The organism is Streptomyces sp. NBC_00425 (genome assembly GCF_036030735.1).
GTDB lineage: Bacteria > Actinomycetota > Actinomycetes > Streptomycetales > Streptomycetaceae > Streptomyces.
In genome coordinates this window covers 6,892,572-6,914,468 of sequence record NZ_CP107928.1, presented here as the reverse complement: position 1 = coordinate 6,914,468, position 21,897 = coordinate 6,892,572, and the positions used below count along the sequence as shown (strand labels likewise).

Below are 21,897 nucleotides of genomic sequence, written 5' to 3'. Positions count from 1 at the left end.
GTGTTCTCCAACTACCTGATCGGACTGCGCGAGGGCCTGGAGGCCAGCCTCGTCGTCTGCATCCTCATCGCCTACCTCGTCAAGACCGGCCGCCGGGACGCCCTGAAGCCGGTCTGGACCGGCGTCGCCGTCGCCGTGCTCATCGCGATGGCCTTCGGCTGCTTCCTCGAATTCGGCTCGCAGGAGCTGACGTTCAAGGCGCAGGAGGCGCTCGGCGGCTCCCTGTCGATCGTCGCGGTCGCGCTGGTGACGTGGATGGTGTTCTGGATGCGGCGCACCGCCCGGCACCTGAAGGCGGAACTGCACGGCAAGTTGGACGCCGCCCTCGCCATGGGCACCGGCGCGCTGGTCGCCACCGCGTTCCTCGCGGTCGGCCGGGAGGGCCTGGAGACGGCCCTGTTCGTGTGGACGTCCGTCCACGCGGCCGGCGACGGCACCCCGCGCCCGCTGATCGGCGCGGCGCTGGGCCTCGCGACGGCCGTCCTGCTCGGCTGGCTGTTCTACCGCGGAGCACTGCGGATCAACCTGGCGAAGTTCTTCACCTGGACGGGCGGCATGCTCGTCGTGGTGGCCGCCGGCGTCCTCGCGTACGGCGTCCACGACCTCCAGGAAGCCGACTGGGTAGCGGGGCTGACGGACAAGGCCTTCGACGTCAGCGACACGATCCCGCCCGACAGCTGGTACGGGACGCTGCTGAAGGGCGTGTTCAACTTCCAGCCCGATCCGACGGTCGTCCAGGTCACGGTGTGGCTGCTCTACCTGATCCCGACGCTCGCGCTGTTCCTCGCCCCGGTAGGGTTCGCCTCCGGGAAGGGGAGGGTGAAGTCACCTGATGAGCAGGGAACGCAGCCTGAGGACCGGGGTTCCGAGCAGGCGCAGGCTCCGAAGGCGTGACCGGTACGCGCTGACCGCGGCCTCGCTCACCGCCGTCTCGCTCCTGGCGAGCGGCTGCGTGGTGGTGCACGGGGAGCGCGAGGTGCTCCCGGGCGCCACGGCGAAGGAGGCCGCGCAGGCGGTCGACCGCTTCACGTCCGCGTACAACAAGGCGGACGCGGCGTACGACGCCTCCCTGGACGCCGAGTACACCACCGGCGCCCTGCGGGCCATCGACGCGGCGCGGCTGAAGGCGGGACGCGTCAACAACCCGAACGGCAACCCCCAGCACAAGCCGCTGGTGCTGTCGGACGTGTCGTACACGATCCCCGAGAAGGCCGGCTGGCCGCGCTGGTTCGTCGCCGACGCCAAGGGCAACAAGGGCGGCGACGCGCGCTGGCTGCTGGTGTTCACCCGCGACGCGCTGTCGCAGCCGTGGCAGGCGACGTACCTGACGCTGGTGGCGCCGGGCTCGCTGCCGAAGTTCGCGAAGGACGAGGACGGCTGGGCGCAGGCGGTGCCGGCCGACACCTCCCGGCTGGCGCTCGCGCCCGGGGAACTGAGCCAGGACTACACGGCGTTCCTGCAGAACGGCGGGGGCCCGTTCGCGGACGGCGCGTACACCAGCGCGCTGCGCGCCACCCGCGCGAAGAACGCCAGCCGACCCGGGCTCGCGACGCAGTACATCGACGAGCAGCTCACCGAGGGCGACTACGCGCCGCTGGCGCTGCGCACCACGGACGGCGGGGCGGTGGTGTTCTTCACCACGCACCACTACGTGAAGCAGACGGCCGCGGCGGGCGCCGCCGTGCCCACTCCGAACCAGAGCGTGCGGGCGCTGACGACGGGTGAGATCAAGCAGTCGCTGACGATGGAGTTCGTCGCCAACGAGGTCGCGCTGGCTCCCGCGAAGGGCTCCGCCGGGGGAAAGGTGTCGCTGCTCAGCCGGCTCGAGGGGCTGACGGCCGCGAAGGGCGAGTGACGCGCCGACGCGCGGCGCGGACGGGTGGGACAGGACGCCGGCCCGGCGACGGGCCCGGGGCCCGGGCGGTCAGCGGTGGACGGGCCAGGCGCCGGCGCTGTGGTCCGGGGTCTCGCCGCCGTGACGGGCGCACGCGTCGGTGAGGATCTCCAGAAGCGTCAGCGGGTCGGGCAGCGGGTGCTCGGGGCCGCGCAGCCAGTGCACGCTCAGGCCGTCGTCGCCGGGGAGCCGGGCGGGCGGCACGAGGACGTAGGAGCCCCGGCAGTGCCAGCGCAGGCCGGGGTGCTCGTCCATGGTCTCGGGGTGGCAGTCGAGCTCGCAGGGCCACCACTCGTCCTCGTCCTCGGGGGTGCCGCGGGTGAGGGTGAAGAAGAGCAGCCGTCCGTCGTCGCTGACGGCGACCGGGCCGACGTCGACGCCGGCGGCCAGCAGCCGCTCGAGGGCCGCACGGCCGGCGTCCAGGGGCACGTCGAGGACGTCGTGCGTCATGCCGGTGGCGGTGATGAAGTTGGCCTGCGGCTGGTGCCGGGCCCAGCGCTCGATCTGGGCGCGGTCGGTGGTGGACTGCGTCTGCCAGGCGAACGACACCGGGTGCCGGGCGGGGGTCGGACAGCCGACCCGGTCGCAGGAGCAGCCGTAGCCGGGGGCCGGATGCGCGGCGGGCGCGAGCGGGAGACCCGCTCCGGCGGCGGCCAGCAGCAGGGCCTCACGGCCGCCTTCTCCTGCGGCTTCCGTCGGGCCGCTGGTGCGCAGCCACTCCGACAGTTTGCCCCACAGGCCGGTCCGGCCGCCGAACTCCGCGCTCATCTGTCCCCTCGCCTCGCTGTGGTGCGGACAGCATGCCTCATGGTCCCACCATCCTGCGCATCGGGGGGCCGGAGCCGTGAATCGGGGCAGGTGGGACGGGTGGGGCCAGAGTGACCCATGTGGTGCTCGCTCACCGTGGAGCGAGGCCGTGCAGGGCGTAGTCGACGAGGGTGTCGGTGTACTCGTAGGAGATCGGGCCGGTGTACTGCAGCCAGCGCTGGGCGAGCGGCGAGACGAAGAACTCGAGGGCGATGCGCAGGTCGAGGTCGGCACGGACCTGACCGGCCTCCTGGGCGGCGCGCAGCCGGTCCGCGTAGAGCTGGAGGGACGGCTCCAGGAGCTTCGCCGTGAACTCGCGGCCGACCTGTTCGTCGACCACTCCCTCGGCGGCCAGGGCCCGGGAGGGCGCCTCGAACCTGGGGTCCGTGAGCTGGTCGACGGTGGCCCGCAGCACGGCCTTGAGGTCGGCGGCGAGGTCGCCGGTGTCGGGGATGGCGTACGGCTCGTGCTCCGCCGCCCCCGCGTCCCGCGCGGCCTGTTCGCCGAGGTCGAGGAACGCCTCCAGCAGGACGTCGGCCTTCGATCCCCACCAGCGGTAGATGGTCTGCTTGCCGACGCCGGCCCGGGCGGCGATGCCCTCGATGGTGGTCTTCGGATAGCCGGTCTCCACGACGAGGGCGAGGGCGGCTTCGTAGATCGCGCGCCGTGACCGTTCGCTGCGGCGGGCGGTGTCGGGGGCCGGCTTTCCGGGTTGGGTGACCATGCTCCGACGGTACCAAGCGGGTGAGACGGTCCGTCTCGGGAGCGGGCGGGCGGGTTCGGGAGCCGTCAGGCGTCCTCGCCGGGGTAGCGCACCCCGATCTGCTCCCGGACGGCGTCCAGGGTCCGCATGACGGCGAGGCTGCCGTCGAGCGGGACGAGCGGGGACTCGGTCTCGCCGGCCCGCAGGGCGCGCATGACCTCGCGGGCCTCGTGCCGGAACGTGGTGCGGGGCCCGTCGGCCGGGTCGGCGGCGAACTCCTCGGGGTCGTGCCCGGCGCGGTGCAGGACGATCCGGTCGGGGTGGAAGAAACCGGCCGGGACGTCGATACGGCCGCGCGAGCCCGTCACGGAGGCGGTGGTGCCGGTGCCGCCGGAGACGGAACAGTGCAGTGCGGCGAGCGCACCGGAGTCCCAGGACAGGGCCAGCGCCGTCTGGAGGTCGACGCCCTCCGCGGACAGGACGGCCCGGGCGGCGATGCCCGACGGCTCGCCGAGCAGCAGGTGGGCGAAGGAGACCGGGTAGACGCCGAGGTCGAGGAGCGCGCCGCCGCCCTGGGCGGGGTCGCGCAGCCGGTGCGCGGGCGGGAAGGGCCCCTCGAGGCCGAAGTCTGCCTGCACGGTGCGGACGTCGCCGATCGCGCCGTCGTCCACAAGGGCCTTGAGGCGGCGGATGACCGGGTTGCAGTACATCCACATGGCCTCCATGAGGAAGCGGCCGCCCGAGCGGGCAAGCCCCACGAGTTCCTCGGCCTCGCGCACGTTCAGCGTGAACGCCTTCTCGCACAGCACGTTCCGCCCCGCCTCGAGGCAGAGCCCGGCGGCGACGCGGTGGGCGGCGTGCGGGGTGGCGACGTACACGACGTCGATGTCCTCGTCGGCTGCGAGGGCGGACCAGTCGCCGTAGGCGCGCGGGATGCCGAAGCGGTCGGCGAACGCCTTCGCGGAGGTCTCGGTGCGTGAGGCGACGGCCACGACCTCGGCGTCGGGCAGGTCGATCAGGTCCGCCGTGAACGCGGCGGCGATCCCGCCGGTCGCCAGGATGCCCCACCGCACCGTGTCCGTCGTCATACCCCGCCCCGCCCTCGTGCCGTCCCAGCAGTGTGTTCGAGCTGAGAGCATAGGTGGCCGAGACGTCGGAGAGGGAGGGGCGACCGTATGCCGGAGGGTGGGGCCTTGCACCGGGCGCCGGACACGGCCGTCGCGCCGTCGGTGCGGGAGCGACGCCGGACCGGACTGCTCGTCACTCTCGTCCTCGGCGGTCTGACGGCCACTCCGCCGCTGTCGATGGACATGTACCTCCCGGCACTGCCGGGGGTCACCCGCTCGCTGCACGCGTCCGCCTCGACCGTGCAGCTCACGCTGACGGCGTGCCTGGCCGGCATGGCGCTGGGGCAGCTGGTGGTGGGGCCGATGAGCGACCGGTGGGGGCGCCGGCGTCCGCTGCTCGCCGGGCTCGCGGTGTACGTCGTGGCGACCGTGCTGTGCGCGCTGGCGCCGACGGTGGAGGCCCTGGTCGGCTTCCGGCTGGTGCAGGGGCTCGCGGGCGCGGCCGGGATCGTGATCGCGCGGGCCGTGGTGCGCGATCTGTACGACGGCGTGGCGATGGCCCGCTTCTTCTCCACCCTGATGCTGATCTCCGGGGTCGCCCCGGTGGTGGCGCCGCTGATCGGCGCGCAGATCCTGCGGGGCACGGACTGGCGTGGAGTGTTCGTGCTGCTCGCGGCGGTGGGGCTGCTGCTGGCCACGCTGGTGTGGACCAGGCTGCCGGAGACGCTGCCCGCCGCCGAGCGGCACGTGGGCGGGGTCGGCGAGGCGCTGCGCTCGATGCGCCGGCTGCTGTCCGACCCACCCTTCACGGGCTACCTGCTCACCGGCGGTTTCACCTTCGCCGCGCTGTTCGCGTACATCTCCGCCTCGCCGTTCGTGATCCAGGAGATCTACGGCGCCTCCCCGCAGACGTTCGGTCTGCTGTTCGGCGTGAACTCGGTAGGGCTGGTGCTGATCGGCCAGGTCAACGGCAAGGTGCTGGTGGGCCGGGTGCGGCTGGACCGGGTGCTGGCCGCCGGGCTGGCGACGGTGACGGTGGCCGCGACCGCCCTGCTGCTCCTGACGACCGGTGTCTTCGGCGAGGTCGGGCTGGCCCCGGTGGCCGTCGCACTGTTCGTGCTGATGTCCGCGATGGGCGTCACCCTGCCCAACGCCCAGACGCTCGCCCTGATGCGCGTGCGGCACTCCGCCGGTTCCGCGTCGGCGCTGCTGGGCACGTCGTCCTTCCTCATCGGCGCGATCGCGTCCCCGCTCGTCGGCATCGCCGGCGAGCACACCGCCGTCCCGATGGCCGTCGTCCAGCTGACGGCCGTGCTGGTGGCGGCGGCCTGTTTCGTGCTGATGTGCCGCCCCTGGCATGCACGAGCGGAGGAGGAGAACTGAGCACACCGAGACTGCGCGTCGACACACCGGAACGGGCCGGGCTCGACCCCGAGGAGACACGGCTGCTCGTCCGCGACGTCGTGGACCTCACCGCCGGGGACCACCCGTGGGCGGCCGGCGCCGTGGTGGTCGCCGGGCGCGGCCCGGTGGTCGCGGTACGGGAGGCCGTGGGCTGGGCGGTGCGGTACTCGGCGTACGATCCGGCCGCCGACACGGGCGTGGAACTGCCCGCCGGGGAGCGGGTGCCGATGACCGTGGACACGCCCTTCGACCTCGCGTCCCTCACCAAACTGTTCACGGCGGTCGCGGCGGTACAGCAGATCGAGCGCGGCACCCTCGGCATCGACGCCCTCGTCGGCGCCTATCTGCCGGACTTCCGCGGGGCCGCCGAGCACGGTGTCACCGTCCGCCGGCTGCTCACCCACACCTCCGGGCTGCGGCCCGAACTGCCCCTGTACGACTGCGCGGGCGACGCGGAGCGGATGGCGATGCTGCGCGCGGAGGCCCCGGCCGGCGAACCGGGCGAGTACCTGTACTCCGACCTGAACATGCTGGTGCTCCAGCAGCTCCTGGAGCGGCTGACCGGCCGCACGCTCGACGTCCTCGTGCACGAGGGGATCACCCGTCCGCTGGGGATGACGGCCACCGGGTTCGGCCCCCGCCCCGGCGCGGCGGCCACCGAGGACCAGCGACGGCCGTGGGCGAAGGCGGACCGGGGGATGCTGCGGGGCGTGGTGCACGACGAGAACGCGTGGGCGCTGGGCGGGGTGGCCGGTCACGCGGGGCTGTTCTCCACCGGCGACGACCTGGCGGTGTTCTGCCGGACGCTGCTCGCGGGCGGCTCGTACGGCACCGCCCGCATCCTCGGCCCCGACTTCGTGGAGCTGCTGCTGACGCCGCCGGGGCTGGGGTTCGCGGTGGACCAGCCGTGGTTCATGGGGGAACTGGCGGGCGAGGGCGCGGCCGGGCACACCGGGTTCACGGGGACGTCGCTGGTGCTGGACCCGGCGACGGACACGTTCGTGGTGCTGCTGGCGAACACGGTGCACCCGGTGCGCCGGACGCCGGACAGCTCGCCGCGCGCGCTGGCGGGGACGCGGATGGCGATGGCGGTGCGGTAGGAGCGCCTGCGGACATGGGCGGCGCCGGGCGAGGTAAGCCCGTCCGGCGTTTGAGGACGAGGCCCCTTCAGGGCCGAAGCGGGGGTCCGGGGGCGGCAGCCCCAGGGAGGGCGGCGCTGACACCGGGTGCCTCATAATCGCCGGGTGAACGTCTCCGTATCCGCCGCCGAAGCCCTCCGCACCGCCCTCGGGGAACTCCTCGACGGGCTGCCGCCCCGGCAGGCCGCGCAGGCCGTCGAGCGGCTCATCGCCAGCTACCGGGGCGCCACCCCCACCGACGCGCCCATCCTGCGCGACCGCGCGGACGTGGCGGCCTACGCCGCGTACCGGATGCCGGCGACCTTCGAGGCGGTGCGCTCGGCGCTGGAGGCGTTCGCGGACGCGGTCCCCCGGTGGACGCCGGGCAGCCAGGTGGACGTCGGCGGCGGCACCGGCGCCGCGACGTGGGCGGCGAGCGCGGTCTGGGAGGGCACGCGCCCGGTGACCGTCCTCGACTGGGCGGAGCCTGCGCTCGCCCTCGGCCGTGAGATCGCCGCCGCCAACCCGGCGCTGTCGGAAACCCGTTGGCAGCGCGCCCGGATCGGCTCGGCGCTCGCCCTGGACCCGGCGGACCTGGTCACCGTCTCCTACGTCCTCAACGAGCTGCCCGCCGCCGACCGCGCCGCGCTCGTGGACGCCGCCGCGTCGGCCGCGCAGGCCGTGGTGATCGTCGAACCCGGCACCCCCGACGGATACGCCCGGGTGATCGAGGCCCGTGACCGGCTGATCGCCGCCGGTCTCCGGGTGGCGGCGCCGTGCCCGCACAGCGCGTCCTGCCCGATCGTCCCCGGCACGGACTGGTGCCACTTCTCGGCGCGGGTCAGCCGCTCCTCCCTGCACCGCCAGGTCAAGGGCGGCTCACTGCCGTACGAGGACGAGAAGTTCAGCTATGTGGCGGCCGCGCGCTTCCCCGTCTCGCCGGTCCCCTCCCGCGTCGTCCGCCGTCCTCAGATCCGCAAGGGCCAGGTACTCCTCGACCTGTGCGAGACCGAGGAACGGCTGAGCCGCACGACGGTGACGAAGAGGCACGGGGACCTCTACCGGGCGGCCCGGGACGCCGACTGGGGGGACGCCTGGCCGCCGGCCGGCGAGTGAGTCCGGGTCGGCCGGCGTCCGGAAGCCCCGGACGCCGGGGTGTCGGGGTGTCGGGGTGTCGGACGTCGGGGCGCCGGGGCGCCGGGGCGCCGGGGCCGCCTCTCGGCGTCGCGGGGCGGTTCCGGGCGTCTCCCGTACGCTGCGGGGCCATGGACGGGAAGAACACGAGGATCGCGGTGGTGACCGGCGCCGGCTCCGGCATCGGGCGGGCGGTGGCCGGCGAACTGCTGCGGGCGGGCTGGTCGGTGGCGCTGGCGGGACGGCGGGCCGAAGCCCTGGAGGAGACGGCCGCGCTGACGCCGCCGCAGGGCACGAGTCTCGCCGTACGGACGGACGTCTCGCGCCCGCAGGACGTGACCGACCTCTTCGCCGCCGTGCGCGAGCGGTTCGGGCGGCTGGACCTGCTGTTCAACAACGCGGGCACGTTCGGCCCGGGCGGTGTGCCGTTCGAGGACCTGCCCTACGAGGCCTGGCGGCACGTCGTGGACACCAACCTCAACGGGGCGTTCCTGTGCGCGCAGGCGGCGTACCGGCAGATGAAGGAGCAGCGTCCGCAGGGCGGCCGGATCATCAACAACGGCTCGGTCTCGGCGCACACGCCGCGTCCGCTGTCCGCGCCCTACACGGCGACCAAGCACGCCCTGACCGGCCTGACGAAGTCCCTCTCGCTGGACGGCCGGGCGTACGGCATCGCCGTCGGGCAGATCGACATCGGCAACGCGGCGACGGAGATGACGGCGCGGATGGGGACGGGCGCGTTGCAGGCGAACGGCGAGATCGCGCCTGAGCCGGTGATGGACGTCGCCGACGTGGCCCGCACGGTGCGGCACATGGCGGAGCTGCCGCTGGAGGCCAACGTGCAGTTCGCGACGGTGCTCGCGACGGCGATGCCCTACGTGGGACGAGGCTGAGCGGCGCCGGACGCCGCCCCACGGATCGTCAACTCCTCAACCTGCACAATCGGAATTCCTCGGTCCGCACCATTGCGGCCGGTGGCGGACCTATGCTCAACTCTTCTGCACGGAAACTTCACACTTGGTGCACCAGAGTTCCGCACCGCAGGACCGAAGAGCCATCCCGAGGGGGGAGGGCAGCCGTCCCATGGCACCGGGTGGGGGTGGACCTCGCCGGGACCGCGAGGTGCGCACCGGCGCCGTGGGACGGCTGCCGCACCGTCAACTGTCCTGCGCGGCCTGCCGGGTGCGGCGTCTGCGCAGCGCGTAGGCCCCGCCCACCGCGAGCGTCACCACTCCCCCGGCCCCGCCGAGCATCTCCCAGCCGTCCGGCCCACCGCCCGCAGACGAGGCCTGCCGCACCCCCGGATAAGGCGGCGCCGCCGCGGCCGGCGCCTTCTTCCCGCCCTCGCTCGAACCGTCGGCCAGCCTCCCCACGGACCGCGCCGAACTCCCCTGCGCTAAGCCCCAGTCGAGCAGCGCGGCCGTCTCCTCGTAGACGGCGTTGTGGCCGCTCCTCGGATGCAGCACGGTGACGATCAGCGTGCGGCCGGCCCGGGTCGCGGCGCCGGCGAAAGTGTTGCCCGCGTTGCTGGTGAAGCCGTTCTTGACACCGATCAGACCCGGGTACGGCGTCACCCCCGAGGCCCCCGACAGCAGCCGGTCGGTGTTCTCGATCACGCGGGTCCGCCCGTCGCCGGCCGGGAAGCGGGCGCTCCGGGTGGCGCAGTAGGCGCGGAAGTCGGCGTCGCGCAGGCCGTGCCGGGCGAACAGGGCGAGGTCGTGGGCGGAGGACAGCTGGCCCGCGTGGTCGTACCCGTCGGGGCTGACGACGTGGGTGTCCAGCGCCTGGAGGTCGGCCGCCCTCGCCTGCATCTCGGCGACCGTCTTCGCGACCCCGCCGTTCATCCGGGCGAGCACCTGCACGGCGTCGTTGCCCGAGCGCAGGAAGACGCCCAGCCACAGCTGTTCGACGGTGTACGTGACGCCGGCCCGGAGGCCGACGAGGCTGGAGCCGGACGGGACGCCGGCCAGGTCCGCGTCGGTCACGGTGCTCCGCTCGGTGCGCGGGAACCGGTCCAGCAGGGTGTCCGCGAACAGCATCTTCAGCGTGGACGCGGGCGCGAGAGGCAGGTGCGCGCGGTACGCGGCGAGCACCTCGCCGCTGTCGTGGTCGGCGACCAGCCAGGCGCGGGCGGTCAGCTTCCTCGGCAGTGCGGCGGCGCCCGCGCCGACCAGGACGCCGTCGGCGGTCGGCCGGGCCCCGGCGGCGACTCCGCGCGTCGCCGCGGCGGCGGGCGCGGCGGAGAGCGATGCGGCGGCGAGGGGTGCAGCGGCGGCGACCGCCAGCAGGGAGCGCCGGGAGACGGGCGCGGCCGACGGCGAGGCTGACGGCTGGTGCGCAAGCTTGTGCGGGGACCGCTGCGAAGGCTGGTGCTGCGGAGGCTGGTGCGGGGAGGGGCCCGAGAATGCGTGCACTGCGGGACCGTACACGCATTCTCGGGCCGTGTTCGTCCTTCGGGTCCTTCGGGTCCTTCGCCCGGAGTGACGCGAGGACTTCCGCGTCCTACGCCTGGCCGTTCTCCGGGCCAGCCTCACACCGCGGCCCGGGCCCCGCCACCCGAACGGCGTGCAGGACGGGCCGGACGGGTGTGAGAGGTGCGACGGTGGAAACGCGTGTGGGTGTTCCTGTCGTTGTTCCCGCTTCCCTTCAGGGAGTCACCGTGACCTGTTACGACCGACGTGACCTCGGCCTGCTGCTGCTCCGGCTGGGCACCGGCGGAGTCCTGGCGGCGCACGGCGCGCAGAAGCTGTTCGGCTGGTTCGGCGGACACGGCCTGGAAGGGACCGGCCAGTTCATGGAGTCCGTCGGCTACGCGCCCGGCAAGGCGAGCGCCACCGCGGCGGGCCTCGCGGAGGCCGGCGGCGGCACGCTGCTGGCGCTGGGCCTCGCCACCCCGGCGGCGGGCGCCGCGGCCGCGGGCGCTATGGCGGGCGCGTCCGCCGTCCACACGCCCAACGGCTTCTTCGCGGCGAGCGGCGGCTACGAGCACGCCGCCTCCCTGGGCCTGGCCGCCGCGGGCCTCGCCGTCGCCGGCCCGGGCCGCCTCTCCCTCGACCACGCCCTCGGGCACACCGTCGACCGCAGCTGGATGGTCCCGGCCGCGCTCGGCGTGACGGCGGCGGTCACGGCGGTGGTCGTGGGCCTGCGCAACCAGCGGCTGCGCAAGCGGGAGGAGGGTGAGCAGGAGGCGCTGTTCGAGGATTAGGGCGCCCCGGCCCGGGCGGCGGCCGCAGCTTGAGAAGCTGCGCCCATGAGCACCGATCCGCTGCCCCGGACCCAGCCCGGTTCCACGTCCCCGCTCACCCCCGCCTCCCCGCCCGACCCCGGGTCCTCGTCCCCGACCGATCCCGCCTCCCTGCCCGAACCCGGTTCCTCGTCCCCGCCGACCGGTGACCCCGCCGAGCTCTGGGCCACCGTCGACGCCCTCCGTGACTGGCTCGACGCCGGGCGCGTACACGACGGCCTCGACGGACTGCTGCTGCGCGTGCTGAAGCTGTCGGAGGAGGTCGGCGAGGTCGCCCAGGCGGTCATCGGCGCGACGGGGCAGAACCCGCGCAAGGGCGTCACCCACACCTGGGACGACGTCCAGAGCGAGCTGTGCGATGTGATCATCACGGCGCTGGTCGCGCTGCGCACCCTGACACCTCACGCGCAGGAGGTGTTCGCGGCACATCTGGCGCGGGTGGCGGAGCGGTCCCTCGGCGGCGCGGGCGGTCGGTCGGCGTGACCGACGCGACGACCGCGCGCAGACCGACGACGTCCCGGCCTCCGCGACGCTGACGACGCGTCTGACGGTCCTCGGGCCACGCCCCCCACACAATGCAACGGCAACGGCCGGGGCGACGGCCACGGCGGGAGTCACGCCGAACGCGTCGTCGTTCTGCTCCCTGTTGTTCTCCGTCGAAACCGGCCGACCGAGGCGTCACGCCGCATGGCGGCTGTCCCACCGCCGTCACAGGCGAGTACCGGAACGAAGGCCGAACTCCGTTCACGGAACCGACCGCCCGCAGATCGCGTACCTCTGTACGATCACCGCACGCGAAGCGGGGGCGCTGAGGCGGAGGGGCGGGCATGGACGACAACACAGGCAGACACAGGTCGACTTGGCTGAGAGCCACGGCGTCGGCGGCCGCGGCGGCCGCGTTGCTCGGCGGCTGCGGCGCCGGGGACGACAACAAGGCGGCCGAGCCGAGCCCTTCGGCGTCCGCCGGGTCCACGGCGCCGACCGCGTCCGGCTCGCCCACTCCCACCGCGTCCGCCGCCTCGACGGGCGGCGGCACGGCCGCCGCGCTGACGCCGTTCGAGGCGGACCCCGCCGAGGTGCCCCGGACGAGGCGTCAGGCCGAGCGACTGGCGCAGGCGGTCGTGTTGCAGCCGCAGGCCTGGGGCGACGGCTTCCGGGCCCAGCAGCCCGCCGCGAGCACCCCCCGCACGGTCGCCGTGCTGGACACGCAGTGCCGCTGGCAGCGTCGGCCTCTCCCGAAGACCGTCCTGGCCTCGCTGTCCCGCTACAGCGAACTGCCGGGCGCCGGCGGCAAGGGAACGTTGAAGGTGACCGCGGCGATCACCGTGCACGCCACGGTCCGCGACGCCGACCAGCAGTTGTCCACCACCCTGGAAGAGCCGTTGCGCTGCCCGGTGCAACAGGTCCGCACCGACGAGCAGATATCCGGGCTCCTGTCGAACGCCAGCCCCTACGGCCAGGGCAACAACACCTACTCCGACGACCAGGTGGTCGAAATCGGCTCCTACGTCACGGGAGCGAGCGCGCAGACGTACCGCTGGTTCGTCACCCGGCTCGGCACGGTCACCGTGGCTGTGTCGGTGATGGGCGCCACGGGATACAAGCCCGACGAGTTGGTGCAGTACGCGTCGCACGGCACCACCACGATGCTCAGCCGCGTGGAGTCCGAGCTCGGAGGAAAGAGCTGATGGAACCGCTGCGTTCTTCCGACCCCGCGCACGTCGCGGACCACCGTCTGCTCGGCCGGCTCGGCGCCGGCGGCATGGGCGTGGTGTACCTGGCGCGCACGCCGGGCGGCGCGCTGGTCGCGCTGAAGGTCCTGCTCGCCGAGTACGCCGAGGAGCCGGGCTTCAAGGAGCGGTTCCGCCGCGAGGTGGAGGTCGCCCGGCGGGTCGACAGTCCCTGGGCGGTGCCGCTGGTGGACGCCGACGCGGACGCCGAGGCGCCCTGGCTGGCGACGGCGTTCGTGCCGGGTCCGTCGCTGGGCGAGGCGGTGGCCGGGTACGGGCCGCTGCCGGAGCACGGGGTGCGGCTGCTCGGCGCGCGGCTGGCCGAGGCGCTGGGCGAGGTGCACCGGGCCGGACTGGTCCACCGGGACCTGAAGCCGGGCAATGTGCTGATCGCCCACGACGGGCCCCGGCTCATCGACTTCGGCATCGCCCGCGCCCCGGAGGACACGGCGCTCACCGCGACCGGCATGGTGGTCGGCACCCCCGGCTATCTCTCGCCCGAGCAGGCCACGGGCCCCGGTGGCGATGCCATCGGTCCGGCGAGCGACGTGTTCTCCCTCGGCTGCGTCCTGGTGTTCGCGGCGACCGGCCGTGCGCCGTTCGGCAGCGGAGCGGTGGACGCGCTGCTGTACCGGGCGGCGCACGATCCGGCGGACCTGGACGGGATCCCGGCGGCGCTGCGCGAAGTGGTGGAAGCCTGCCTGGAGAAGGACCCGGCCCGGCGTCCGGACGCCGCGGAGCTGGTGCGGCGGTTGACGGCCGAGGGCGAGCCGCAGACCGGGCCTCAGAGCGAGCCGCAGGACGAATCCGCCGACGATCCGCGGGACGAATCGGACGGCGACCCGCAGGACCGACCCCCGGGCGACCCTCGGATCGCCCTACAGGGAGCATCGCAGGGAGAACAGCGGAGCGAGCCGCAGACTGAGCGGCAGAGCGAACCGCAGGATGGACAGCGTAGCGAGCCGCAGGACGAGCGGGCGTCCGGATGGCTGCCCGAGCCGGTCACCCGGCTGATCGCCGAGCGGTCGGCCGCCGCGCTCGCCCTGCCGGACATCGAGCACACCCAGGTCACCGCGTCCTCCCCGGCACGGTCCGGCGCGGGATCGGAAACCCCGCCGGACACCGCTTCCGACGTGCAGGACACACCCCCGGACCAGGCCTCCGACGGGCAGGCGGCCGGGCAGCCCGACCCGCAGGACGCCCGCCCGCCCGGCCGACGCCGCTTCCTGCTGCTCGCCGGCACTGCCGCGGCGGTCGCGGCGGGCGCCGGCGGCACGGCCTGGTGGGCGGCCACCCGGGACGACGACGCGAAGAGCGCCACGCCCGCCGCCGCACGGCGGCCCGTGCACACCCTCGCGCTGCACGGCGACCTCAGCGGCCCGCAGCAGGCGACAGGCCGGGCGCAGGAGCGCGGACTGCGGCTGGCCGTCGCGGAGTTCAACGCGCGCGGCGACGCCCCGTTCACCGTGAAGGTCAGGGCCGTCGACGACAAGGGCGACCCGGCGACCTCGACCCGGCTCGCCGCGGAACTCGCGGCCGACCCGTCGGTCCTCGCCGTGGTCGGTCCCACCACCGACGCCACGGCGCAGGCGGCGCTCGGGAAGTACGCCGCCCGGGGGCTGCCTGCCGTCGCCGTGTCCCCCGGCAGCATGAGCCTGCTCGTCCAGGGTTTCAGCTCGTTCCTGCTCGGTCGGCTGCCCGACTCGGTGCTCGCCCTGTACATGAGCAACTACCTCCGCGGCACCGGTCGTTCGCGCAAGGTCGGCCTCGTCGTCGACCGTCCGGCCGGTGACTACGGGACGACCCTCGCCACGTCCCTCAGCACGCAGCTCAACAACGCGCGGCAGCCCGCCGTGCCGGAGGTGGTCAGCGCGATGCGCGACGACTTCGGCAACGTGGTGGACGCGGTGCTCTCGGCCGGCGCCGACTCCGTGTTCTTCGCCGGACTGCCCGACAGGGGGGCACTGATCGCCGCGGCTTTGCGGCAACGGTCCTTCCAGGGTGCGCGGGTGTCCGGCCCGGCGCTGCTCGACGCCCGGTTCCTGACCGCGGCTCAGCAGGACGCCGAGGGCTGGGCGATGGTGGCTCCGGTCATCGACGCGACCCGCAAGCCCGAGGCGGCGAAGTTCGCGGCCGCCTACCGCACGCGCTTCAAGGAGGCGCCGCCCCGGTACGCGGCGGAGTCCTACGACGTGACCGGGATGCTGCTGAAGGCCCTGTCCGGGCTGCCGGCGAAGAGCCGCACCCGGGAGAACCTCCATGAAGCCGTGCTGACGGGGAAGTACCAGGGCATCACCAAGCAGTTCGGCTTCGATCTGTCCACCCCCCAGTTGGCCAGGTCCGGCCTGATGGCCGTCGACGGCACCGGCGGCTTCCTCTGGCGGGTCGAGAAGGGCGGCTTCGTGTACGACGGCCCCGCGCCGCTCACCGTCTGATGGAGCCGCTGCGCGCCGGCGACCCGTCCCGGCTCGGCCGCTACCGGCTGCTGCGGCGGCTGGGCGTCGGCGGCATGGGCGTCGTCTTCCTGGCCCGCGCACCGGGCGGGGCGGTCGCCGCGGTCAAGACGGTGCGTGCCGCGTACGCGGAGGAGCCCGGCTTCCGGGCCCGGTTCCGCCGCGAGGCGCAGGCCGCCCGGCAGGTCCACAGCCCCTGGGTGGTGCCGCTGCTGGACGCCGACGCCGACGCGGAGACGCCGTGGCTGGCGACGTCGTACGTGCCGGGCCCGTCGCTCTCCGAGACGGTGGAGGTCTTCGGGCCGCTGTCCGTCACCTCCGTGCGGGTCCTGGGGATCCGGCTCGCCGAAGCCCTCGAAGCGGTCCACGCGGCGGGGCTCGTGCACCGTGACGTGAAGCCGGGCAACGTCCTGCTGGCCCCGGACGGGCCACGGCTCATCGACTTCGGCATCGCCCGCGCCCCGGAGGCCACGGCGCTCACCTCCAGCGGCGTCATCGTCGGCTCGCCCGGCTTCCTCTCACCCGAGCAGGCGCGGGCGCGCGGCGGGGAGATCGGGCCGCCCAGCGACGTGTTCTCGCTGGCTTGCGTGCTCGCGTTCGCCGCGACCGGGGTACGGCCCTTCGGCGACGGCGGGGCTGCGGGCGTCCTGCTGCGCACGGTCTACGAGGAGCCGGACCCGGCCGCGTTCCCGGACGCCCTGGCGCCTCTGCTGACATCCTGCCTGCACAAGGACCCGGCCGACCGCCCCGACCTCGCCCGCCTGCGAGCGGAACTCGAGGCGGGCGTCGGACCCGGCCCGGGCGGGAAGGCGGGGTGGCTGCCCGAGCCGGTCGCCCGTCTGATCAGCGACCGGTCCGCCGCCGTGCTCGCCCTCGACGCCGTCGAGCCGACCCAGGTGTCCGCGCCGGCGAGCACGGTGTCCCCGGACGCCGCGACGATGACAGCCGTCAGGACAGCACCGTCCGTCGCGCCCGGAATCCGCCGTCGCAGCTTCCTGCGCCTCGGATCGACGGCCGGGGTCCTCGCGGCCGGTGGCGGCGGAGCCTGGTGGTGGAGCACCCGCCGCGGTACGCCGACGCCGCCTGTGGCGAGCCCGCGTCCCGAACTGGTCGTCGCGTTCCAGGGCGACCTGACCGGACCCGCGAAGGACAGCGGGAACGCCCAGCTCAACGGGGCCCGGCTGGCCGTCGAGCAGGTCAACGCCCAGAGCGCCCGTCCCCTTCGCCTGAAGCTGGTCCCGTACGACGACGGCGGCGACCCGGCCCGGGCCGCGAGCCTGGCCGGGCGGCTGGTGAAGGACACCGGCGTCCTCGCGGTTCTGGGGCCCACCAGTGACGCGTGCTTCCTGAGCACCGAGGCCGCGTACACCAAGGCGACGATGCCGGTGGTCACCGTCTCGGTGGACGTCGGTCTCGACGGCAGGTCGATCGGCTACAGCCAGTTCCGCTCCCACGCGGCGCTGCACGTCGAAAGGACGCTCCTCGCCGCCCCCTGCGTCCGCTACCTCAGCAACCACGTCGACGCGCGCAAGGTGTTCCTGGTGGACGACCGGGCGCAGGGCGACACCGCCTGGAAGTTGTGCGACCTGACCCAGAAGGGACTGCGGAGCGCGCGCCGGCAGGCGACGCTGACCAGCGTCCCCGCCGGGAGGATCGACTACAAGGCGCTGGCCGCGTCGGTGCTGGCCGCGGGGGCGGACGCGGTCGTGTGCACGGGCGACGCGGCGCGGACCGCGGGACTGGCCTCCGCCCTGAAGGCGGCCGGGTTCACCGGCGCCCGCATGGCGACGGAACAGGCCTTCGGCCCCGGATTCCTCGCCGCCGCCGGGGCGGCCGCGGCCGGCTGGGTCTTCGCGACCTCGTTCACCGACCCCACCGTCCGCCCGTCCGCCCGCGCCTTCTCCGCCGCCTACCGCACCCGGTTCGGCGCCGCCCCGGGCTGGTACGCGGCCGAGGCCTACGACGCCGTGATGTTCCTGGCGGCGTCCTGCGCGCAGGACGGCGCAGCCCTGCGGGAGCGTGTCGCGATCGCCCACCGCCTGCAAGAGGTCAAGCACACCGGGATCACCCGTACCGTCGCGTACCGCCCGTCGCACGGCTACAACGACGACGCGATGTTCCTCTACGAGGTCGCCGACGGCGCGTTCCACTACCTCGGGCAGTACAAGGAGGCGGCGGTGTCGTGAACGGGGGCGCCCCTCACCCTCCCGCCGGACCGGACGAGGGGACAGGGGGCGGCCGTGGACGGGCCGGTCACTCCGCGTCGGCGACGACCGAGCCGACCCGGTCGGCCAGGCCCGGGTCGCGTCGGACCAGGAGCGTCGCGTAGCAGACGGCCGCGACGAGGGTGGCCAGGGCCGCGTACGGGAACCAGCTGTACGGGGCGGGCTGTCCCGGCTTGGCGAGGTAGTACAGCGGGACCAGCACGGCGAGGGCTCCTGCCGCGGGCAGCACCACGTGCCGCACGATCCGGAACTCCTGCGGACGGTACCTGCGGTAGTACAGCGGCAGCGCGATGTTGGACGCGAGGTAGACCAGCAGGATCAGGATGGCGCCCAGGCTCGACGACTCGGCGAAGAACACCACCGGGTTCATCTGACCGCCGTCCGCTCCGAGCACATGCCCCAGACCCCAGCCGACGATGATCAGCAGCGCGGTCGCGGCGAAGGTGACGATCGCGTTGTTCGGCGTGCGGCGCGTGGGGTGCACATAGCCGAAGAAGGACGGCAGCAGCCCCTCGCGTCCGGCGTTGAACACCAGCCTGGCCTGGGAGTTGATGCCCGCGATCAGCACGCCGAGGGTGGAGGTCAAACCGCCGACGTAGGCGAGGAGGGCGAGCGCCCCCAGCGTGTGCTGGGCGACGTCGATGAAGGGGATGCGGGAGTCTCCGAGCCGCTGCACGTCGTAGCCGAAGCCGGTGACCGTGGCGTAGGAGAAGAGGATGTAGCTCACCGTCATGATCGCGACGGACGAGAACACGGCGCGGCCGACGTTGCGCCGCGGGTTCTCCGTCTCCTCGGCCAGCGCCGCCGAGTTCTCCCAGCCGATGAACAGGTACACCGCCAGCGGGAAGCCCGCCGCGAGCCCCTTGACGCCGTGGGTGAGGTGGGAGGGCAGGAACGGGGCGGCGGAGAGGTCGCCGCGGTGCTCGACGAGCGCGGCGACCGAGACGACGACCAGGACGAGCATCTCGACGACGAAGAAGTAGCCGGCCCACTTGGTGGAGACCACGATCCCGCGCAGCATCAGCACCACCGACAGGCCGGTCAGCAGCACCGTCCAGATGATCCACGGCAGGTCGACGCCGGTGTAGTGGTTCAGGGTGATCTGCATGAACCCGCCGGAGATCGCGATGACGGAGGCCATCGCGATGATGTAGCCGAGTCCGGCGAGCAGCGCCGTGGTCACGGCGCTGACCGGCCCGAAGGTCTTGCCCACGAAGGTGGTGAAGCTGCCCGCCGAGGGGTGCGCCCGGGAGAACTCGGCCAGCGTGTTGCCGAACAGCGCGACCGCCGCGCCCGCCGCCATGATGGTCAGCGGGGAGGCCACGCCCGCCGTGGTGGCGAGGAAGGCGAAGCCGAAGAAGAAGCTCATGGCCGGGCCGACGTTGGCCATCGTGGCCGCGGCGATGTCCGCCATGCCGAGGACGCCGCCGCGCAGCCGCTGGGGCGTGCCGTCGGCGGGGCCCGACGTCGGCGACGGCCCGGCTGATCCGGACTCGGTCATGGCGGCAACTCCCTTCCGAGAGGTCGGTTCGGTTCGGCTCTGCGGGGCCGGTTCAGCTCGGTTCGGCTCTGCGGGGCCGGTTCAGCTCGGTTCGGCCCGGCGGAGTCGGTTCAGCTCGGTTCGGCCGGGCGGAGTCGGTTCGGTTCGGCGCTGCGGGGCGGGGTCGGTTCGGCTGGGGGAGGCGGGTCCGGTTCGGCGTGCCGATGTGCCTTCACGGCTCGCACCGCGAGGTCCATCGCGCCGCGGCCGAGTTCGTCGAGCAGGTCGAGGTGGCAGCGGTTGCGGGCCCGTACGACCGCGGGGTCCGGCGCGGGCCCCAGCAGGCACTGTTTGCCCAGCAGGTCGGCGGCGAACTCCCTGATCCCGGCGCCGCCGAGGGTCTCCGCGAGGTCGAGGTGGAAGCGGGTCTCCAGCTCGAGCAGCCGGGCCGGGTCGCCGGGCGCGTCCATCTCCTCGACCAACGCCTGCAGCCCGTCGAGCCGGCCGTCGGGCAGCTCGCCCGCGGTGTGCGCGACGAGCCCGCACTCGAGCAGCAGATGGAAGGAGTCCAGCGCGGCCGCCTCGTCGGCGTCGTACATCACGGCGACGACCGCGTCCCACTCGGCCGCGACGAAGGTGCCGCCGGCCCGGCCACGACGGCGGTCGAGCAGGCCGTCCTGGCACATGACCTCCAGCGCGCGGCGCACGGTGATCTCACTGATCCCGAGCTCCTCGGCGAGGACACCCGCGTCCGGCAGCCGGTCCCCCGGAGAGACGGACCGCAGCCGCACCCGCAGGGCGATCCGGGACCGGACGAGCTCCGCTCCTGTGGGGCCCCGGCCGGCCAGGACGCGTGTGTCCCAGCCGCTGTAGGGGCCGAACTTGCCCGGTGCATTCACCACGGCGCCACCTTAACGGCCTGGCGAGCGGGGTCACGGTGTGGTCCACAGAGGGCTCCCGGAAGAGAGGGTTCCGCGCTGCACGAAAAATAGAGCAAGGTGAACAGTTAAACAAGTCTTGTTTTTTTCGATCGTACTGAACTAATTTCCAGACGCTCCTGGTCCGTCCTCCCTGTCCGTACTCCCTCCATGGATGTCGAGATGACCACAACCGTCCCCAAAACCCCTCCCACCGAGTCCGGCGAGCCCGGCGGCTCCGGCGGCTCCGGCGGCCTTCAGGCCGGTCTCAAGAACCGCCATCTGTCGATGATCGCGATCGGCGGCGTCATCGGCGCCGGTCTGTTCGTCGGCTCCGGCTCCGGCATCGCCGCCGCCGGCCCCGGCATCCTCGTCTCGTACGCGCTCGTCGGCGTCCTCGTCGTCCTCGTGATGCGCATGCTCGGCGAGATGGCCGCGGCCAACCCCACCTCGGGTTCGTTCTCCGCCTACGCGGACCGCGCGCTGGGCCGCTGGGCCGGCTTCACCATCGGCTGGCTGTACTGGTTCTTCTGGGTCGTGGTGCTCGCCGTCGAGGCGACGGCGGGGGCGAAGATCCTGGCCGGCTGGGTGCCCGCGGTGCCGCAGTGGGGCTGGGCCCTGATCGTCATGATCGTCCTGACGGCCACCAACCTGGTCTCGGTCAGCTCCTACGGCGAGTTCGAGTTCTGGTTCGCCGGCATCAAGGTCGTCGCCATCGCCGCGTTCATCGTGCTCGGCGGCCTGGCGATCTTCGGACTGCTGCCCGGCTCCGACCACCCGGCGAGCGGCTTCTCCAACCTCACCGCACACGGCGGCTTCCTCCCCAACGGCCCCGGCGCGATCCTCACCGGCGTCCTGATGGTCGTCTTCTCCTTCATGGGCAGCGAGATCGTCACCCTGGCCGCGGGCGAGACCGCCGACCCGCGGGCCGCCGTCACCAAGGCCACCAACAGCGTGATCTGGCGGATCGCGGTGTTCTACCTGGGCTCGATCCTGATCGTGGTGTCGCTGCTGCGCTGGAACGACCCGGCCATCCTCAAGGACGGCTCGTACGTCGCCGCCCTCAGCTCCATCGGCATCCCGCACGCCGCGCAGATCATGAACACCATCGTGCTGACCTCGGTGCTGTCCTGCCTCAACTCGGGCCTGTACACCGCCTCGCGCATGGCCTTCTCGCTCGGTCGCCGAAGCGACGCGCCGGCCGCCTTCGGACGGACCACGGACCGCGGCGTGCCCCGTGCGGCCATCCTCGCCTCGGTGGTCTTCGGCTTCGTCGCCGTCGCCTTCAACTACCTCTGGCCCGACACGGTCTTCCAGTTCCTGCTCAACGCCTCCGGCGCGATCGCCCTGTTCGTCTGGCTGGTGATCTGCTTCTCCCAGCTGCGGATGCGGAAGATCATCGAGCGGGAGTCCCCGGAGAAGCTGGTCGTCCGGATGTGGCTCTACCCCTACCTCACCTGGGCGACCATCGCCCTGATCACCTTCGTCCTCGGCTACATGCTCACCGACACGGCCGACGGCGGCGGCCGCGACCAGGTGGTCCTGTCCACGGCGGTGGCCGCGGGCGTGGTGCTCTTCGCGGTGGTACGCGCACGCCTGTCGGGAACGACCAAGACCCGGGACACCGCTGACACGGCCCCCCTGTCCTGACTCACCGGACACCGAACACCAGACACCAGACACCAGACGCCAGACACCGGACAGGGGGACTCCTCCCGTCC

At 73.5% G+C, this 21,897-nt stretch carries 18 protein-coding genes; 12 read left to right on the top strand and 6 right to left on the bottom strand.

Translation table 11 applies throughout. From position 1 onward, the window contains the following. Both efeU and OHS82_RS30335 read left to right on the top strand, forming a co-directional pair. The gene (gene efeU / locus OHS82_RS30340; RefSeq protein ID WP_057583252.1) at positions 1-894 is read left to right on the top strand and encodes an iron uptake transporter permease EfeU; all 894 of its coding nucleotides are present in this window, start codon (positions 1-3) and stop codon (positions 892-894) included. Next, a complete protein-coding gene (locus tag OHS82_RS30335) occupies positions 833-1,855 on the top strand; it encodes a hypothetical protein (RefSeq protein ID WP_057583250.1) in 1,023 nt (340 codons plus the stop codon). Before efeU ends, OHS82_RS30335 begins: the two co-directional genes overlap by 62 nt. 69 nt (positions 1,856-1,924) lie before the next feature. Here OHS82_RS30335 and OHS82_RS30330 read toward each other — a convergent pair whose 3' ends face one another. From OHS82_RS30330 to OHS82_RS30320, 3 genes are all read right to left on the bottom strand, one after another. Then, positions 1,925-2,662, bottom strand: a complete 738-nt coding sequence (locus OHS82_RS30330; RefSeq protein WP_057583249.1) for a bifunctional DNA primase/polymerase — start codon at positions 2,660-2,662, stop codon at positions 1,925-1,927. A gap of 130 nt (positions 2,663-2,792) precedes the next feature. After that, positions 2,793-3,425 carry a TetR/AcrR family transcriptional regulator gene (locus OHS82_RS30325; RefSeq protein ID WP_057583246.1) on the bottom strand — a complete coding sequence of 211 codons (633 nt, stop codon included), beginning with the start codon at positions 3,423-3,425 and terminating at the stop codon, positions 2,793-2,795. 65 nt (positions 3,426-3,490) lie between these two features. Continuing rightward, on the bottom strand, positions 3,491-4,492 hold the full coding sequence (locus OHS82_RS30320; protein WP_057583244.1) for a Gfo/Idh/MocA family protein: 1,002 nt from the start codon (positions 4,490-4,492) through the stop codon (positions 3,491-3,493). Positions 4,493-4,579: 87 nt separating this feature from the next. Between OHS82_RS30320 and OHS82_RS30315 the strand changes: the two genes are divergently transcribed. The 4 genes from OHS82_RS30315 (at position 4,580) to OHS82_RS30300 (ending at position 9,020) form a co-directional block, all read left to right on the top strand. Continuing rightward, positions 4,580-5,854 carry a multidrug effflux MFS transporter gene (locus OHS82_RS30315; protein ID WP_328434985.1) on the top strand — a complete coding sequence of 425 codons (1,275 nt, stop codon included), beginning with the start codon at positions 4,580-4,582 and terminating at the stop codon, positions 5,852-5,854. Further along, a complete protein-coding gene (locus OHS82_RS30310; protein WP_057583240.1) occupies positions 5,815-6,975 on the top strand; it encodes a serine hydrolase domain-containing protein in 1,161 nt (386 codons plus the stop codon). The genes OHS82_RS30315 and OHS82_RS30310 overlap by 40 nt, the downstream gene beginning before the upstream one ends. A 144-nt stretch (positions 6,976-7,119) precedes the next feature. Further along, entirely contained in the window at positions 7,120-8,109 is a 990-nt protein-coding gene (locus OHS82_RS30305) for a small ribosomal subunit Rsm22 family protein (RefSeq protein ID WP_328434984.1), read from the top strand. Positions 8,110-8,258: 149 nt separating this feature from the next. Continuing rightward, positions 8,259-9,020: an SDR family oxidoreductase gene (locus OHS82_RS30300; RefSeq protein WP_328434983.1), complete on the top strand. Its 762-nt coding sequence runs from the start codon at positions 8,259-8,261 to the stop codon at positions 9,018-9,020. Between the two features lie 264 nt (positions 9,021-9,284). Here the strand turns inward: OHS82_RS30300 and OHS82_RS30295 are convergent, their stop codons facing one another. Further along, positions 9,285-10,541, bottom strand: coding sequence for a D-alanyl-D-alanine carboxypeptidase family protein (locus OHS82_RS30295; RefSeq protein WP_443061811.1), 1,257 nt, complete (start codon positions 10,539-10,541; stop codon positions 9,285-9,287). A 245-nt stretch (positions 10,542-10,786) separates the two neighbouring features. On the opposite strand from OHS82_RS30295, the gene OHS82_RS30290 reads away from it, so the two are divergent. The 5 genes from OHS82_RS30290 to OHS82_RS30270 all read left to right on the top strand — a co-directional run bounded on the left by OHS82_RS30290 (position 10,787) and on the right by OHS82_RS30270 (position 17,740). Next, positions 10,787-11,332: a DoxX family membrane protein gene (locus OHS82_RS30290; protein WP_328434982.1), complete on the top strand. Its 546-nt coding sequence runs from the start codon at positions 10,787-10,789 to the stop codon at positions 11,330-11,332. A gap of 150 nt (positions 11,333-11,482) precedes the next feature. Next, complete coding sequence (locus tag OHS82_RS30285; RefSeq protein WP_328436128.1) at positions 11,483-11,854, top strand: MazG-like family protein; 372 nt, start codon at positions 11,483-11,485, stop codon at positions 11,852-11,854. 344 nt (positions 11,855-12,198) lie between these two features. After that, a complete protein-coding gene (locus OHS82_RS30280; RefSeq protein WP_328434981.1) occupies positions 12,199-13,059 on the top strand; it encodes a hypothetical protein in 861 nt (286 codons plus the stop codon). Further along, a complete protein-coding gene (locus OHS82_RS30275) occupies positions 13,059-15,536 on the top strand; it encodes a bifunctional serine/threonine-protein kinase/ABC transporter substrate-binding protein (RefSeq protein ID WP_328434980.1) in 2,478 nt (825 codons plus the stop codon). The genes OHS82_RS30280 and OHS82_RS30275 overlap by 1 nt, the downstream gene beginning before the upstream one ends. Beyond that, positions 15,536-17,740 carry a bifunctional serine/threonine-protein kinase/ABC transporter substrate-binding protein gene (locus OHS82_RS30270; RefSeq protein WP_328434979.1) on the top strand — a complete coding sequence of 735 codons (2,205 nt, stop codon included), beginning with the start codon at positions 15,536-15,538 and terminating at the stop codon, positions 17,738-17,740. Before OHS82_RS30275 ends, OHS82_RS30270 begins: the two co-directional genes overlap by 1 nt. Before the next feature lie 67 nt (positions 17,741-17,807). Here OHS82_RS30270 and OHS82_RS30265 read toward each other — a convergent pair whose 3' ends face one another. Beyond that, a complete protein-coding gene (locus OHS82_RS30265; protein ID WP_328434978.1) occupies positions 17,808-19,280 on the bottom strand; it encodes an APC family permease in 1,473 nt (490 codons plus the stop codon). 110 nt (positions 19,281-19,390) lie between these two features. Further along, a complete protein-coding gene (locus OHS82_RS30260; protein WP_242433400.1) occupies positions 19,391-20,161 on the bottom strand; it encodes a FadR/GntR family transcriptional regulator in 771 nt (256 codons plus the stop codon). A 198-nt stretch (positions 20,162-20,359) separates the two neighbouring features. On the opposite strand from OHS82_RS30260, the gene OHS82_RS30255 reads away from it, so the two are divergent. Continuing rightward, on the top strand, positions 20,360-21,826 hold the full coding sequence (locus OHS82_RS30255) for an amino acid permease (RefSeq protein WP_328434977.1): 1,467 nt from the start codon (positions 20,360-20,362) through the stop codon (positions 21,824-21,826). The last annotated feature ends 71 nt before the right edge of the window (positions 21,827-21,897 follow it).

What these genes read in the sequence shown, in the direction of transcription:
- OHS82_RS30335 (WP_057583250.1), top strand. Translation starts at nt 833, where the DNA reads ATGAGCAGGGAACGCAGCCTGAGGACCGGGGTTCCGAGCAGGCGCAGG.
- OHS82_RS30330 (WP_057583249.1), bottom strand. Translation starts at nt 2,662, where the DNA reads ATGAGCGCGGAGTTCGGCGGCCGGACCGGCCTGTGGGGCAAACTGTCG.
- OHS82_RS30325 (WP_057583246.1), bottom strand. Translation starts at nt 3,425, where the DNA reads ATGGTCACCCAACCCGGAAAGCCGGCCCCCGACACCGCCCGCCGCAGC.
- OHS82_RS30320 (WP_057583244.1), bottom strand. Translation starts at nt 4,492, where the DNA reads ATGACGACGGACACGGTGCGGTGGGGCATCCTGGCGACCGGCGGGATC.
- OHS82_RS30315 (WP_328434985.1), top strand. Translation starts at nt 4,580, where the DNA reads ATGCCGGAGGGTGGGGCCTTGCACCGGGCGCCGGACACGGCCGTCGCG.
- OHS82_RS30300 (WP_328434983.1), top strand. Translation starts at nt 8,259, where the DNA reads ATGGACGGGAAGAACACGAGGATCGCGGTGGTGACCGGCGCCGGCTCC.
- OHS82_RS30280 (WP_328434981.1), top strand. Translation starts at nt 12,199, where the DNA reads ATGGACGACAACACAGGCAGACACAGGTCGACTTGGCTGAGAGCCACG.
- OHS82_RS30275 (WP_328434980.1), top strand. Translation starts at nt 13,059, where the DNA reads ATGGAACCGCTGCGTTCTTCCGACCCCGCGCACGTCGCGGACCACCGT.
- OHS82_RS30270 (WP_328434979.1), top strand. Translation starts at nt 15,536, where the DNA reads ATGGAGCCGCTGCGCGCCGGCGACCCGTCCCGGCTCGGCCGCTACCGG.
- OHS82_RS30265 (WP_328434978.1), bottom strand. Translation starts at nt 19,280, where the DNA reads ATGACCGAGTCCGGATCAGCCGGGCCGTCGCCGACGTCGGGCCCCGCC.
- OHS82_RS30255 (WP_328434977.1), top strand. Translation starts at nt 20,360, where the DNA reads ATGACCACAACCGTCCCCAAAACCCCTCCCACCGAGTCCGGCGAGCCC.